14 protein-coding genes are annotated in these 14,958 nt (G+C 39.6%); 5 read left to right on the top strand and 9 right to left on the bottom strand.

Annotation, left to right across the window (positions count from 1 at the left end; all coding sequences use genetic code 11):
* Nucleotides 1-33: 33 nt before the first annotated feature.
* Nucleotides 34-1,425 (top strand): arginine decarboxylase, encoded by a 1,392-nt coding sequence (locus tag GM920_RS00175; RefSeq protein ID WP_062549353.1) that lies wholly within the window; start codon nt 34-36, stop codon nt 1,423-1,425.
* A gap of 179 nt (nt 1,426-1,604) precedes the next feature.
* Here GM920_RS00175 and GM920_RS00170 read toward each other — a convergent pair whose 3' ends face one another.
* Nucleotides 1,605-2,039 (bottom strand): Hsp20/alpha crystallin family protein, encoded by a 435-nt coding sequence (locus tag GM920_RS00170; protein WP_182952595.1) that lies wholly within the window; start codon nt 2,037-2,039, stop codon nt 1,605-1,607.
* Between the two features lie 75 nt (nt 2,040-2,114).
* Here GM920_RS00170 and GM920_RS00165 point away from each other — a divergent pair, with 75 nt between their 5' ends.
* Nucleotides 2,115-2,606: an acyl-CoA thioesterase gene (locus GM920_RS00165; RefSeq protein ID WP_182952594.1), complete on the top strand. Its 492-nt coding sequence runs from the start codon at nt 2,115-2,117 to the stop codon at nt 2,604-2,606.
* Between the two features lie 48 nt (nt 2,607-2,654).
* Here GM920_RS00165 and GM920_RS00160 read toward each other — a convergent pair whose 3' ends face one another.
* Complete coding sequence (locus GM920_RS00160; RefSeq protein ID WP_182952593.1) at nt 2,655-4,052, bottom strand: FAD-binding oxidoreductase; 1,398 nt, start codon at nt 4,050-4,052, stop codon at nt 2,655-2,657.
* Nucleotides 4,053-4,143: 91 nt separating this feature from the next.
* Nucleotides 4,144-4,521, bottom strand: a complete 378-nt coding sequence (locus tag GM920_RS00155) for a dihydroneopterin aldolase (protein ID WP_182952592.1) — start codon at nt 4,519-4,521, stop codon at nt 4,144-4,146.
* A 117-nt stretch (nt 4,522-4,638) separates the two neighbouring features.
* Here GM920_RS00155 and GM920_RS00150 point away from each other — a divergent pair, with 117 nt between their 5' ends.
* Both GM920_RS00150 and GM920_RS00145 read left to right on the top strand, forming a co-directional pair.
* Nucleotides 4,639-5,829, top strand: a complete 1,191-nt coding sequence (locus tag GM920_RS00150) for an acyl-CoA dehydrogenase family protein (protein ID WP_182952591.1) — start codon at nt 4,639-4,641, stop codon at nt 5,827-5,829.
* A gap of 53 nt (nt 5,830-5,882) precedes the next feature.
* The gene (locus GM920_RS00145; RefSeq protein ID WP_182952590.1) at nt 5,883-6,266 is read left to right on the top strand and encodes an SRPBCC domain-containing protein; all 384 of its coding nucleotides are present in this window, start codon (nt 5,883-5,885) and stop codon (nt 6,264-6,266) included.
* A 99-nt stretch (nt 6,267-6,365) separates the two neighbouring features.
* Here the strand turns inward: GM920_RS00145 and lysA are convergent, their stop codons facing one another.
* Nucleotides 6,366-7,523, bottom strand: a complete 1,158-nt coding sequence (lysA, locus tag GM920_RS00140) for a diaminopimelate decarboxylase (protein WP_182952589.1) — start codon at nt 7,521-7,523, stop codon at nt 6,366-6,368.
* 186 nt (nt 7,524-7,709) lie between these two features.
* Nucleotides 7,710-9,023 carry an aspartate kinase gene (locus GM920_RS00135; protein WP_182952588.1) on the bottom strand — a complete coding sequence of 438 codons (1,314 nt, stop codon included), beginning with the start codon at nt 9,021-9,023 and terminating at the stop codon, nt 7,710-7,712.
* Between the two features lie 201 nt (nt 9,024-9,224).
* Here GM920_RS00135 and GM920_RS00130 point away from each other — a divergent pair, with 201 nt between their 5' ends.
* Entirely contained in the window at nt 9,225-10,958 is a 1,734-nt protein-coding gene (locus tag GM920_RS00130; protein WP_182952587.1) for a phospho-sugar mutase, read from the top strand.
* A gap of 9 nt (nt 10,959-10,967) precedes the next feature.
* Here GM920_RS00130 and GM920_RS00125 read toward each other — a convergent pair whose 3' ends face one another.
* The 4 genes from GM920_RS00125 to GM920_RS00110 all read right to left on the bottom strand — a co-directional run bounded on the left by GM920_RS00125 (nt 10,968) and on the right by GM920_RS00110 (nt 14,953).
* Nucleotides 10,968-11,981, bottom strand: coding sequence for a LacI family DNA-binding transcriptional regulator (locus GM920_RS00125; RefSeq protein ID WP_182952586.1), 1,014 nt, complete (start codon nt 11,979-11,981; stop codon nt 10,968-10,970).
* 31 nt (nt 11,982-12,012) lie between these two features.
* Nucleotides 12,013-12,450: a response regulator gene (locus tag GM920_RS00120; RefSeq protein ID WP_182952585.1), complete on the bottom strand. Its 438-nt coding sequence runs from the start codon at nt 12,448-12,450 to the stop codon at nt 12,013-12,015.
* A 2-nt stretch (nt 12,451-12,452) separates the two neighbouring features.
* Complete coding sequence (locus tag GM920_RS00115) at nt 12,453-13,553, bottom strand: sensor histidine kinase (protein ID WP_202985997.1); 1,101 nt, start codon at nt 13,551-13,553, stop codon at nt 12,453-12,455.
* Between the two features lie 149 nt (nt 13,554-13,702).
* Complete coding sequence (locus GM920_RS00110) at nt 13,703-14,953, bottom strand: glutamate-5-semialdehyde dehydrogenase (protein WP_182952584.1); 1,251 nt, start codon at nt 14,951-14,953, stop codon at nt 13,703-13,705.
* Nucleotides 14,954-14,958: the final 5 nt, after the last annotated feature.

The following is a 14,958-nucleotide window of genomic DNA, read 5'->3' as shown; positions in this document are numbered from 1 at the left end:
ACCCCTTTAAATAATTGTTCAAAAATATAAAAAATGCAGAGTTACTCCGAATTTCTTGATCTAAGTGTTGGTTTCCCTCAGGAAGGTTACAGCGTTATAGACGACGAATTGTATTTTCAAGATCTCAATCTGATGGAAATGATTGAAACCTATGGTACGCCATTACGTTTCACTTATCTTCCAATGATAACTAAGAAAATCCAACAAGCCAAATTATTATTTCAAACGGCTATCATCAAGAACAATTACCGTGGGGACTATAAGTATTGTTACTGTACTAAAAGTTCGCACTTCAGGCACATTGTTGAAGAAGCCTTAAAGAATGGCATTCACCTGGAAACCTCATCAGCATTTGACATGCCTATGATTGAGGCATTGGAGAAAAAAGGTGCCCTAACCAAAGACATTACAGTGATCTGTAATGGATTTAAAACTTATCAGTACAAACAATATATCATTGATATGTTGCACGACGGATATAAAAACATCATCCCGGTATTGGACAACAAAGAGGAGTTTAACCTTTTTGATGATGAGGTAGAATTAGATACACCTTGTAACCTGGGTATCCGTATCGCTGCTGAAGAGCAACCAGACTCACAGTTTTATACTTCAAGACTGGGCGTACGTATGGAAGATGTTATTGAATTTTACAACAATAAGATCTCTGCAAACCCGAACTTCAGAGTAAAACTATTACACTTCTTTATCAATTCAGGTATCACAGATTCTCCATACTACTGGAACGAACTGGAAAAATACGTGACTTTATATTGCAAGTTCAAAAAAATCAATCCTGAATTAGATACTTTAGATATCGGTGGTGGTATGCCATTCAAAGATTCTCTAGTATTTGATTTCGATTACGAATACATGGTAAATGAGATCGTAAAAAGGATTAAAGAAATCTGTGCTGAGCATGATGTAGTAGAACCAGATATCATTACTGAATTTGGAAAATACACCGTTGCTGAAGCATCTGGTATCTTATACAAAGTATTAGGACGTAAACAACAAAATGACAGAGAGAAATGGTTGATGCTTGATGGTTCATTCATCACCAACCTTCCAGACGTTTGGGCCTTAAACCAAAAATACATCTTACTTCCAATCAACAACTGGGATGCTGAATATGAGCGTGTCAATTTAGGAGGTATCACTTGCGATGGTCAGGATTACTACAATCAGGAAGCGCACATGAACAGTGTATTTATGCCGAAAACGCGTAAAGTACAATACCTGGGCTTCTTCAATACCGGAGCTTATCAGGAAGTATTGAGCGGTTACGGTGGTATTCACCATTGCTTATTGCCTAGCCCGAAACATGTCATTATCCGCAGAAACAGAGATGAAACTTTCAACTTTGAAGTATTCGGAGAAGAACAAAACAGTAAACAAGTGTTAAAAATCCTGGGTTACGTTTAGGCATTATCCAAATCAGAACAAATAACCAAGAGCGGGTCTTAAAAAAGATCCGCTCTTTTTTTATGCCCTAATCCTCCATTAAAATCATAAAAAACGTCCTGTAAAAAAAGAGGACGCAGCCCCCGCTGCGTCCCCCAACCTTAAACCAAACTTATTATGAAAACGCTTGTGTTTCTTAATTAAGAAACTTTTATCTCTTTAGCAGCAGATTTTGATTCATCTTTTTTGCCAATCGTGATGTTTAAAATTCCATTGACATATTCTGCAGTAATCTTTTCTGCATCAATAGTTTCTGGCAACACGAATGATCTTGCAAAAGAGAAATAATCAAACTCTTTGCGTGTATAATCTTTTTTCTCATCTGTCTCAGCTACTTTTTTCTCTGCCCATACAGACAGCGTATCTTTCTTCAGATTGATCTGAAAATCTTCTTTAGTTAAACCAGGTGCAGCCAATTCTATCTTATATTCAGCCTCGGTCTCCAAGATGTTTACCCCTGGAATTTTGTTAATGGTTAAATTTTTATTTAACGCCTCACTGAACAAAGAATCAAATACGTTGTTAAAATAAGGTGCAGTGTTTCTGGTTCTGTTATTAAAATTTACTAGTGTCATCGCTTATTTCTCCTTTTTTTTAAGTTTTAATTTTATACTTCGATATAATCAACTCGCATACCAAACCCATTTTATATGATTTTCAAGACATTTTGGCGCAACAAAGTAAAAACAACAGACAAAAAGACAGACATAATCAATCATTTAGACAGTTTTAAGTATAAAACACAGATTGAAACACGTTTTGTGGATTTCGATATGATGGGCCATGTAAACAACGCAGTCTACTTCACTTACATGGAAATTGCCAGAGTAAAGTATTGGAATGCGGCCGTTAAATGGGATTGGAAGAAAACCGGTGTGGTCATCGCCAAAGCAGAACTAGACTACCACACCCCCATATTTCCAGAAGATAAAATTAGCATGTATGTGAAAACCTCCAGAATAGGCAGCAGCAGTTTCGACCTGGAATACTTGCTGGTTAAACTGGTTCATGGAGAAGAGGTGATCTGTAGCAGAGGAAAAACAGTCTGCGTCGCCTTTGATTATCTGAGTAAAAGCGCCTCGCCTATCCCTGAAGATGAAAAAGCAAAAATGATCTCCTTTGAACAACTGCTCGAAAATTAAAATTCAGGCGTCTTGAAGCAGGACAAATTCAAGACGCCCAATAATTTCTTAGAATATCTTTCCTGGATTAAGGATTCCTGAAGGATCAAACACGTTTTTGATGCCCCTCATGAGGTTCAGGTGAACCTCCGAATATTTAATAGACATAAAGTCTTTCTGCACCAATCCAATGCCATGCTCACCGGAGATCGTCCCTCCTAAAGCAGTGGTGAGCTCAAAAATTTCGGCAATTCCGTCTTTAAGTTTGTTGTGCCAGGCTTCATCACTCATCCCCGCTTTGATGATGTTCACATGAAGATTTCCATCACCAGCATGGCCGTAACAGACACTTTCAAAACCATATCTTGAACCAATTTCTTTGATACCATTGATGAGTTTCGGCAATGCCGCTCTCGGAACTACGGTATCTTCTTCTTTATATATTGAGTTGGACTTCACAGATTCAGGCATCACCCTTCTCATGCGCCATAATTCTTCCTTTTGTTGCGCGGTATCCGCAAAAAGCACATCCGTACAACCAAAAGCTTCCAGTACTTCGTTTACCTTTTCACAATCTTTGAAAATGCTGTCCATATCGTTCCCATCAAATTCAATCAAAAGAAAAGCATTAATCCCATCTTTCAGGTCAAACTTAATATCATCGTATTTGATCACCCACTCCACTCCTTTTCGCTCCATAAATTCCAAAGCGGAAGGAATTACTTCTGCCCGAAAAATAGCGGATACTGCCGCACAAGCTTGCTCATTTTCTGCAAAAGAAGCCAACATCAATACGTTTTGTTCTGATCTTGGGATCAGCTTGGTCACAATCTTGGTCACCACCGCAAGCGTGCCTTCCGAACCAATCATCAACTGCGTCAGGTTATATCCTGAGGCATATTTAAGCGTATTCGCTCCAGTCCAGATAATTTCTCCGGTAGGTAAAACCACCTCCAGATTCAATATATATTCTCTAATCGTACCATATTTAACCACCCTAGGCCCACCAGAACCATGCGCCACATTTCCCCCAATAAAGCAAGAACCTTTACTCGATGGGTCAATTGGATAAAGCAATCCTTTCTCCATCACTGCATCCATAAATTCCTGGGTAATCACACCAGGTTCTACAACAGCCTGAAGGTTCTCTGTATCAATAGAAAGGATCTTCTTAAACCTTTCCATCGATAACAATACCCCACCATAAATCGGTAAAGCAGCACCACTCAATCCTGTTCCACCACCTCTTGGGGTTACAGGAATCACATATTGGTTACAAAGTTTCAGCAATGCAGATACAGATTCCGTATCTCTTGGTTTCACCACCACTTCAGGGTAATATTTTAGATCTTCGGTTTCATCGTGACAATAGATACTTAAAGATTCTTCATCGGTAAAAACACTGTCTGCCCCAACCGCCGTTTTAATTAAATCCAGCAGTTCTGCAGTTATTTTAGTGTATTTCATGGTTGTATAGGTTTAGGCTTTTTTAGGGAAAAATAATTATTAAGACAAAATGACGATAAAAAAAGACGCAATACACAGCAAAGCGATTGCCTTATTTTGGAGCAACATAGCTGAGCTCCACAAAGGAATGACCAACCTCACCTGGCATCGCCGGACTCAGTTTACGAATGCCAACTTTTCCAGTCTGCAGAAAGGAATAGGTATCCAACACCCGATCCAGGATTCTACGAACTACCGTTTCCAGCATTTTCTGCGAATTTGCCATCTCTTCTAACAAAATCGTATTCAGAACTTCATAATTCACTGTATGATTCAAATTTTCTGTATCACCAGTGTGGACAAAAGTAACTTCAACATCTACCAGGAAATAAATCCCTGTTAACTGCTCCTCAGGATAATAACCGTGAAAAGCATAACATTTTACATCTCTTAACGCAACCGTTTGAATATAGCTTTTAGCATTGCTCATTTGACAAAATTAATTCTTTGAACGGTTATTACCAGCCATTCCTCTAAATTATTAACTTTGAAATAAGCCTGATTAAAAAATCAAGGCAAAAGCATGATACCAAATATCTCCTGAACTATGAATAAATCTGCCAAAAAAGACCTTTACGAAGCTCCTGACTACTATCAGCTAGATGAATTACTAAGTGACGAGCACAAGCTGATCCGTTCTTCTGCAAGAGACTGGGTAAAGAAAGAGGTCAGTCCGATTATTGAAGATTATGCACAAAGAGCAGAATTCCCTAAACACCTGATCAAAGGATTGGGAGAGATTGGCGCCTTTGGCCCTACAATTCCAGTAGAATATGGCGGCGCAGGTTTAGATTATATTTCCTATGGCATCTTGATGCAGGAAATTGAACGAGGTGATTCCGGAATCAGATCCACTGCATCCGTTCAAGGATCATTGGTCATGTACCCGATCTACGCCTATGGCACAGAAGAACAACGTAAAAAATACCTCCCTAAATTAGCCACAGGCGAATTGATGGGCTGCTTCGGATTAACAGAACCAGATCATGGCTCTAATCCTGGCGGTATGGTCACCAATATAAAAGATAAAGGAGATCACTATTTGCTTAACGGTGCAAAAATGTGGATCTCTAACGCCCCTTTTGCCGATATCGCAGTGGTTTGGGCAAAAGATGAATCGGGTAAGATCAGAGGTCTTATTGTAGAACGCGGAATGGAAGGTTTCTCTACGCCAGAAACCCACAACAAATGGAGTTTAAGGGCTTCGGCTACCGGCGAACTCGTGTTCGACAATGTGAAAATTCCTAAAGCAAATATCTTCCCGGACATCACAGGATTAAAAGGACCGCTAGGCTGCTTGAACCAAGCGCGCTACGGCATTGCCTGGGGAGCATTAGGCGCAGCAATGGATTGTTATGATACGGCATTACGCTATTCTAAAGAACGCATCCAATTCGGCAAACCAATCGGTGGATTCCAATTACAACAGAAAAAACTTGCGGAAATGGTGACAGAAATCACCAAAGCACAGCTTTTAGTCTGGCGCCTGGGTGTACTTAAATCTGAAAACCGCGCTACCGCAGAACAGATCTCCATGGCCAAAAGAAACAGTGTAGAGATCGCCTTAGACATCGCCAGAAATGCGCGTCAAATGCTGGGTGGTATGGGAATTACTGGCGAATACTCGATCATGAGACACATGATGAACCTGGAATCTGTAGTCACCTATGAAGGAACCCACGACATCCACTTACTGATCACCGGAATGGATGTAACCGGATTAAATGCCTTCAAATAAAGATAAAGATGGTTTTACCTGATGAATTGGATATATTTGCATTTTAACAGCGCATGAAGACATTTAAAAAATATTACCAGCTACCTGCACCTCCTGAAGAAGTGTATTTAGCCATGACAAAAGCACAAAGCATTCAACTCTGGACCGGTGCTGAAGTAGAATTCACAGCAGAACCAGATACAGAATTCTCTTTTTGGGATGGCGATATCGTAGGTAAAAACCTGGAATTTGAACACGGGAAAAAGATTGTGCAACAATGGTATTTCGGAGAAGACAACGAGCCTTCTATCGTAACCATTAAATTCCACGAAGATAAAAAAGGAACTTCTCTTGAATTCGTGCAAACGAATATTCCTGATGAAGACTATGATGATTTTACTGCCGGACTAACTGAATATTACTTCGGAGGCCTGATCGACTTTTTCGAAGAAGACTAAAGAATTTAGGCTAAGCAATCAATGCCCATAAAAAAAGCTTGTTGAAACCATGGAATTCCCAGCGTTTCAACAAGCTTTTTACTTATAAAAGGATAAGTATTATCCTTCAGTATCGTAAACAGATACAACGTTCTCTCTTAAATTGTAATGCGAAGCCATTACCTCTCCATAAGCACCAGTACTACGTAAAGCGATCAAATCTCCACGGAAAGTCTCCGGAAGCTCCACTTCTTTACCAAAACAGTCTGTACTCTCACAGATTGGCCCTACAACGTCATACTTAACGGCATCTGCAACATCAAGTTTAGAAATATTCTCAATTTTATGGTAAGCCTGGTATAAAGCAGGTCTCATCAACTCCGTCATTCCAGCATCTAAAATGATAAAATTCTTCTTCTTACCATTTTTCACGTAAAGTACACGGGTAATTAAAGAAGCCGATTGTCCAACCAATGCTCTTCCCAATTCGAAATGAACTTCTTGGTTAGACCTGATCTCTAAAAACTCCTGGAAAACTTTAAAATAAGCCGCAAAATCAGGAATCTGTTGCTCTGGATTGTGGTAATCAATACCTAAACCACCACCAACATTCAAGACCTTCACAATAAATCCACGTTCTTCAAACCAGGTAGCAAACTCATTTACGCGAACACATAGGTTCTTATAAACATCCATATTGGTAATTTGAGAACCGATATGGAAATGCACACCGATAAATTCCAGGTTCGCACTTTCTTTTAAAGTATCCGCACAAGCAGGTAAATCCCATGAATTTACACCAAACTTATTCTCATCTAAGCCAGTAGTGATGTTATGGTGCGTATGTGCATCCACATTTGGATTGATACGAATGGCTACTCTTGCTACTTTCCCTTTTTTGCCGGCAAGCTCATTGATCACTTCCAACTCCTGAATAGACTCTACATTAAAGCAGAAAATATCCTGGTCTAAAGCGGCATTGATCTCTCTGTCCGACTTTCCAACACCTGCAAACACCACTTGTTTCTGCTCAAAGCCTACTTCAATCGCCTTGCTCACTTCGCCACCGCTCACACAATCCGCTCCAAAACCTACGGCCTTGATCTTTTGTAATACTGCAGGATTGAAATTTGCTTTCATAGCATAGTGCACATGAAAATTATATACCTTTGCCGCCGCTGCGCAATCATCTAATGTTTTTTGCAGCAGGTTTAGGTCGTAATAATAAAAGGGTGTTTCTAAATTCGCGAAACGTGCTATATCTTTTTCGGAAAACATAATGTTCAAGTATCTGATTGTATTTTTTGTTGTTGTTCTGAGTTTTATTTATTTCGGTAATTATGTCGATTTCAAAAACAACAAATTGAGTAGAAAAGAGTACGACAGAAGAGTGAAGCTCTTTATCGTACTCGTTGTAATTCTTGTTGCCGCTATGATCTGGCTAAGAAAGAGGTAAACCTCCTCTTATTCAAATAAACGGTTGTGTAAGCTTTTTAAAGCTTCAGTCTTATCTGTCGTATTGATCAATAAAGAGATGTTGTAATTACTACCTCCGTAAGAGATCATTCTGATTGGAATGTGCTTGATTGAATCTAACACTCTTGAAGCAAAACCATGTGTTTGCGCATTGAAATCACCAACTACACAAACAATACTTTGATCTTTATCAATTTCTACAGAACCGAAAGCATGAAGCTCTTCCACGATTTTATCCAGGTTATCCGTAAAATCAATCGTTAATGAAACCGCTACTTCAGAAGTAGTGATCATATCGATTGGCGTTTTATAACGTTCAAAAATTTCAAAAACTCTTCTTAAGAAACCATAAGCCAATAGCATACGGCTAGATTGAATCTTAATCGCGATGATGCCATCTTTAGCAGCGATAGATTTGATCTTTCCTTTTTCACTTTCCGAAGAGATTAAAGTACCAGGAGCAGTAGGCTCCATTGTGTTTAACAACCTCACCGGAATTTTATATTTCTGTGCAGGGAAAACCGATTGCGGGTGTAAAATCTTCGCACCGAAATAAGCAAGCTCTGCAGCTTCATCAAAAGAAAGGTGAGAAATTGGCTTGGTACCTTTAACAATCCTTGGATCATTGTTGTGCATCCCGTCGATATCTGTCCAGATCTGAACTTCTTCCGCAAGGATGGCTGCACCGATTAAAGAAGCCGTATAATCACTTCCACCACGACGTAGGTTATCTACCTCACCAAAGCTGTTTCTACAGATAAATCCTTGAGTAATAAATAACTTATTTCCTTTATGCTGCTCCAATATTGGCATCAGATGTTTCGTTGTAAAAGGAACATCAGGCTCATTATCTTCATCAGTCTTCATGAAATCCAATGCAGGAAGCAATACCGATGGTACACCGATAGATTTCAGGTAAATATGATATAAGGTAGTCGACAACAGTTCACCTTGTGCCAACACTACTTTTTCTTCAACTGGAGTAAAAATATCATTCACTAAAGAAGCCAGGAAACCAAAGTGGTATTCTACAACTTCCTGTCCTTGTTCATGAAACTCACCCGGAGGCAATAGTTCAATAATGAACTCATTATAATGCTTGTGCAATGCGTTAATTAAGCTTAACGCGACCTGTTTATCCTCCTTTAAAAGTTTGCCTGAAATTTCCACTAAACTATTGGTTGTACCAGACACGGCTGATAGGACCACAATTTGCTCTTCGGCCGGATTGATGATATCCAGCAACTTTTTCATACGCTCAGGGCTTCCTACGGAAGTTCCTCCAAACTTTAATATCTTCATTTAATTGAGGTAAGAATTTTATTTTTTAATAAATTGGCTATATACTTGTAACCGGCCGTGAAATTAAAAAAAACGGCGATAATAACCACTAAATACACAAAATAAAATTTGGAATTTCGCATTTTTATCCTATTCTCACAAAACAAGGTAAAAGACAATGCGTTTATCATGGCAAGTATCAAAAGATAGAACAACAATCATATGCAATTAGAAGCAGCAACCCTAGGTACCATCAACCAATGGCTAAATGGTAATTACGACAGCAAAACAAAAGAAGAAATCCAAACGCTATTAGATCAGGAGGCTTTTACCGAGCTCACAGATTCTTTCTACAGAAGTTTGGAATTCGGAACTGGAGGCCTTCGTGGCATCATGGGTGCCGGATCTAACAGAATCAATAAATACACGATCGGCACAGCCACTCAAGGTCTTTGCAATTACCTGATCAACAAATATCCTAATGAAAAAATCAAAGTAGCTATCGCCCACGATAGTCGCAATAACTCAGATTATTTTGCAGGAATCACCGCAGATGTATTCTCTGCAAACGGAATTCATGTCTATTTCTTCAAAGCATTAAGACCAACACCAGAACTTTCTTTCGCAATCAGAGAATTGGGCTGCAAAAGTGGGGTGATGTTAACGGCTTCCCATAACCCAAAAGAATATAACGGTTATAAAGCTTATGGTGCTGATGGCGGACAATTTACTTCCCCGGATGATACCATGGTGATGGACGAAGTAGCCAAAATCAAAAGCATTGATGAGGTAAAGTTCGACCGTATAGCAGAAAATGTTGAATTGATCGGTGAAGAAATTGACCAGTTATACCTGGATAAGATCACGGAATTATCCGTTTCACCAGAAGCAATTGCACGTCAGAAAGACCTTAAAATCGTCTACTCTCCTATTCACGGAACAGGCATTACGCTGGTACCACAAGCATTGGCTCAATTCGGTTTCACTAACTTAACCCTGGTTGAAGAGCAAAGCACACCGGATGGCAATTTCCCAACCGTAGTTTACCCTAACCCGGAAGAAAAAGAAGCCCTGACTTTAGCACTTAAAAAAGCAGAAGATATTGATGCAGACCTGGTTCTGGCAACAGATCCTGATGCAGATCGAGTGGGTATCGCAGTAAAAAACAACGACGGACAATTTGTATTATTAAATGGCAACCAAACAGGTAGTCTTTTAATCAACTACCTATTGAGCGCATGGGAAGAAAAAGGCAAACTTACCGGTGATCAATACATCGTTAAAACCATTGTGACGACCAATATCATTGAGGAAATCGCTAAAAAGAAAAACGTTACTTTCTACAACACGCTGACTGGATTTAAATTCATTGGACACCTGATGACTAGCCTGGAGGGTAAGAAAACCTTTATCGGTGGTGGTGAAGAAAGTTATGGTTACCTGATTGGTGAACTGGTTAGAGATAAAGATGCAGTAGTTTCTTGTGCATTCATCGCAGAAATGACCGCCTTCTATAAAGATAAAGGTAGCAGCTTATATAATGCCATGTTAGACATGTATGTAGAATACGGCTTGTATAAAGAAGAACTGGTTTCGATCACAAAAAAAGGAAAAACTGGTGCGGAAGAAATCAAAGCGATGATGGAGAAATTCAGAAGCAACCCTCCTGCAACACTTGGTGGTGCTCAAGTTGCTTTATTGAAGGATTATGAATTGGGCTTTGAAACAAACCTAAGCACTGGCGAGAAAACTAAACTAGACTTCCCTAAATCGGATGTTTTACAGTTTATCACTGCTGATGGCAGCATTGTTTCCGCAAGACCATCAGGAACAGAACCTAAAATTAAGTTCTATTGCAGTGTAAACGCGCCTTTAAAAGACAAAGCAAGCTTTAAAGAAACAGATGCCTTACTAGGCGAAAAGATTAAAGCAGTAATGAAAGATTTAGAGGCTTAAGCCTCTAAATCATCTTTCTATAAATTTAGTAGGTAATATAACCTTACTTCTTTCAGTTTGGGGTAATGATCGATCCGCAGAAAGCTCCTGAAGAATGATGTCAATGATTTTTTCAGCGATCTGCTCTATGGGTTGATCAACCACACTGATGGGAGGTGTATGGATCTTGAAAACATCCTGATCATCATAAGCAACAATCATAAAACCATCATCAATAGGTTTCTTTATCTTTTTAAGGAAAAATAACCCCCTTACCGCGAGGTAATTCGTTGAGAAAAATACCGCATCAATTTCCGGATTCTCGTCAAACAAGACTTTTAAGCGCTGATCCGTATCCTCTTCTGTACTGTCAAATGGAATTTTAACCAAGGTTTGCTGATTTGGCTTGATGCCATGGTCTTTCAAGGCCTGCTCATATCCCAGGTAACGGTTGTTAATCTGGTCTACCTCCACGTCTACTGTCACAAACGCGATGTTCTTTCTTCCTTTTTTAATCAGGAATTCCGCAGCAGAATAACCGCCTTCAAAGTTGTCTACTACCACATAATTCACATCCAGATCTGGAAGGTTTCTGTCAAAGATGACTACTGGAATTTTATCGGCAAGCAATTGTTTGATGTCTTCTTCAATACCAGGAACCGGCGCAATGATATAAGCATCAACCTTTCTGGATTTGAACATTTCTATCAGATCCCTGGCTTTAGCCGGATCATTCTCCGTACTGGAATAAGTGATTTTATACCCTTTTTTATAAGCTTTATCTTCAATACGTCTGGCAATGGCAGAGAAAAATGGATTGGAAATGTCTTCTACAATCAAACCGATGGTCTTCGTATTTCCTGTTCGTAAGCTTCTGGCAACCTGGTTTGGCTTAAATCCAAGCTCAAGAATGATTCCCTCTACCCGTTTGATCACCTCCTTGCTAATGCGCATTTTTTCAGCTTTACCATTCAAGATAAAGGAGACTGTTGTTATAGATACTTCTGCTTTTTTTGCAATATCTTTAATCGATGGAGGTTTCATTTCAAATTTAGTTTACCGCCAATCTATAGAATTAATTGTTAATTTCCTCAAAATATTTACCTGCAATCTTAACAAAAGCATCTTCATTTAAAGGTTTATGTAAGTAATTCATAATTTCATGATTGGCAGAAGCCATCAACTCATCGTCTGGGTTTAAGGAAGTCGTTAACATGACTACAATAATTTTCGACTTCTTTGCCGCATCGATTTTACGGTATTCTTCCATAAAATCCCAGCCACTCATTCCGGGCATATTGATATCCAGGAAAATAATCCCCGGCCTCAAAGCATCTACATCATTTACATATTTACCTGAAAAGGTTAAATAATCAAGTGCCTCTCTGGCAGAAGTGATCGACTTAATGTCTACTTCAATATTTGTATTCTGAACAATTTTGCGGTGGATATAATTGGTAGGGATGTCATCATCAACCAGCAATACACAACTAAGATCCTTAAATTTTTTCATGCTTATCTATCATTTTTAAGGCTAAAACAAAACGTACTACCTTCATTTAAAGCGGAATTTACAAAAATCTCCCCCCCATGGAGCTCCGCGATCTTTTTACAGTGGGATAGCCCTATTCCATGCCCTACATAGTCTTCCTGACTATTTAAACGCTGAAAGATCAAAAAAATCTTGTGCTTATATTTCTCTTCTATTCCTATACCATTGTCGCTGAACTGAAAATGCCAATGCCGGTCTTCATAAGTTGCAGAGACCCTAATTTTCAATCTACCTTCTTTTTTCCTGAATTTAACAGCATTACTGAGCAAGTGTTGAAAGAGTTGCTTCAAGGCCAACTCATAAGCCGGAACCCTTGGCAAATTGTCAAAATCAATTTCGACATCCAACTCCGCCAGCTCATTAGAAAACTCCTGTTGCACACTTGCCATTAACACATTGCAATCCACCAATTCCTTAGCCTCATGGGTGCCTAATCGTGCATAATCCAACACATCTTTGATCAGATATTTCATCTTCTCCGTGGATTCCTCAATGTAACTCAGGTACAGCGCCCCATTCTCATCAAACAGTTCCCCATACTCTTTCCGCAACAAGCCCACGAAATTTTTAACGGTCAGCAATGGCTCCTGCAAATCATGAGAAGCGATATAAACAAATTGTTCAAGTTCTTTATTTCTAAACTCGAGCACCCTTGCATATTCTTTTAACTCTTTTTCTGCATTCAGCTTATCGGTAAGGTCACGGGTGAATTTTGAAAAGCCGATGACTTTATGCTCCTCATCATAAACAGTGGTGATGGTGACATGCGCCCAGAACAACGCTCCATCTTTTTTTACGCGCCATCCCCGATGCTGAGCTTTGCCATTCAAAATAGCTTCTTCCAGCAACAAATCAGGGATCATGTTGGTCCGGGCCTCTTCGGTATAAAACAACCTAAAGTCCATTCCGGTAATCTCTTCAGCAGTGTATCCTTTAATGATCTCCGCGCCTTTATTCCAGCTGCCGACGTGTCCATGCTGATCGAGAAATAAAATCGCATAATCCTCGATTTCCCCTAGTATTTTTAAAAGCAAGGGTTGAGGTTGACTTAAATTGTTCTGCATGAAAAATAAGTAGTTTTTTCTTAACAATATTCAAAAGTCAAGCCACGCCATCATACCCGTATAAACACCTGTACAAATCCATTTTTTTGCAGTAAGAGAAAAAATATTGTCCTTCTTTTTTCCCAAATAGGGAATTGGGGAACTCAAAGTTAATTTCTTATTTGCCCATCCCCTTTCACAATCCATTTTTCCGTCACCAATTTTTCGAGTGCAAAGGGCCCTCTGGCATGAAGTTTTTGTGTTGAAATTCCTATTTCCGCACCCAAGCCAAACATCTGTCCATCAGTAAAGCGCGTAGAGGCATTCCAATACACAACCGCAGCGTCTACCTCTTCCAAAAACTGTTCAGCTTCCTGCGCATCTTCCGTGATGATCGCTTCCGAATGCTTCGAAGAGAATTCCGAAATGTGAGCTAATGCCTCGTTGATATTTTCCACGATCTTAACAGAACACTTATAATCAAGAAATTCTCTACCAAAATCAGCAGCACTTGCCTGAATCAAATTTGGATACCCTTCCTGCTTCAAAATAGAAAACGCCACATCATCTGCAAAAATTTCTACCTGATATTCAACAAGTAAAGGCGCCAGCAACTTCAAAAAATCAGCAGCAATCGTATGATCTACCAATACCGTATCCAATGCATTACACACCGAAGGCCGCGAAACCTTTGCATTCTGCACGATTTCCGCTGCTGTGCTCAACTTTGCCAATGCAGCAACGTAAGTATGGCATACGCCAGCTCCCGTCTCAATAACAGGCACCAAAGCGTTCTTACGCACAAAAGAAATCAGCTCATTGGAACCACGGGGAATAATGACATCAATATATTTCTCGGCTTGAAGAATCTCCAGGATGTATTTCCTATCCGCAGGCAATTGTTGCACAATGTTTTGATCCAATCCTGATTCCAATAAAACCTGCTGAATCAAGGAAACTAAAAAGAGGTTGGTATGATAAGCATCCTGACCGCCACGAAGCAAACAAACATTACCGGATCTGATACATAAGGAAGCCACATCAATCGTCACATTCGGTCTGGATTCATAAATCACCCCTACCACGCCCAATGGTACCGTTTTCTTTTGAATCAGTAAACCATTGTCCATTTTTTTACTGGAAATCAATTGATTGGTTGGATCGGGTAAAGCAGCGACATCCTTCAGACTGTTTGCCAATCCTAAAATCCGATCGGCATTCAACAGCAAGCGATCCTTTTTAGGATCAGCATCCGGCATTTTTTCGAGGTCTTTTAAATTCTCTGTGATAATCTCTGCAGATTTCCCCTGGATTACCGCAGCCAAACGGTTCAGCAGCAATGTTTTTCCTTCATCACTCAAAGAAGCAATGGAATGCCTCGCTTTCTTCGCATTAATCAACTGATTTTCTATAGCTTCCATGGCTT

This window comes from Pedobacter gandavensis (assembly GCF_014172405.1).
Lineage (GTDB): Bacteria > Bacteroidota > Bacteroidia > Sphingobacteriales > Sphingobacteriaceae > Pedobacter > Pedobacter gandavensis.
The sequence above is the reverse complement of the archived record's forward strand: the minus strand, read 5'-3'. Positions and strand labels throughout refer to the sequence as shown.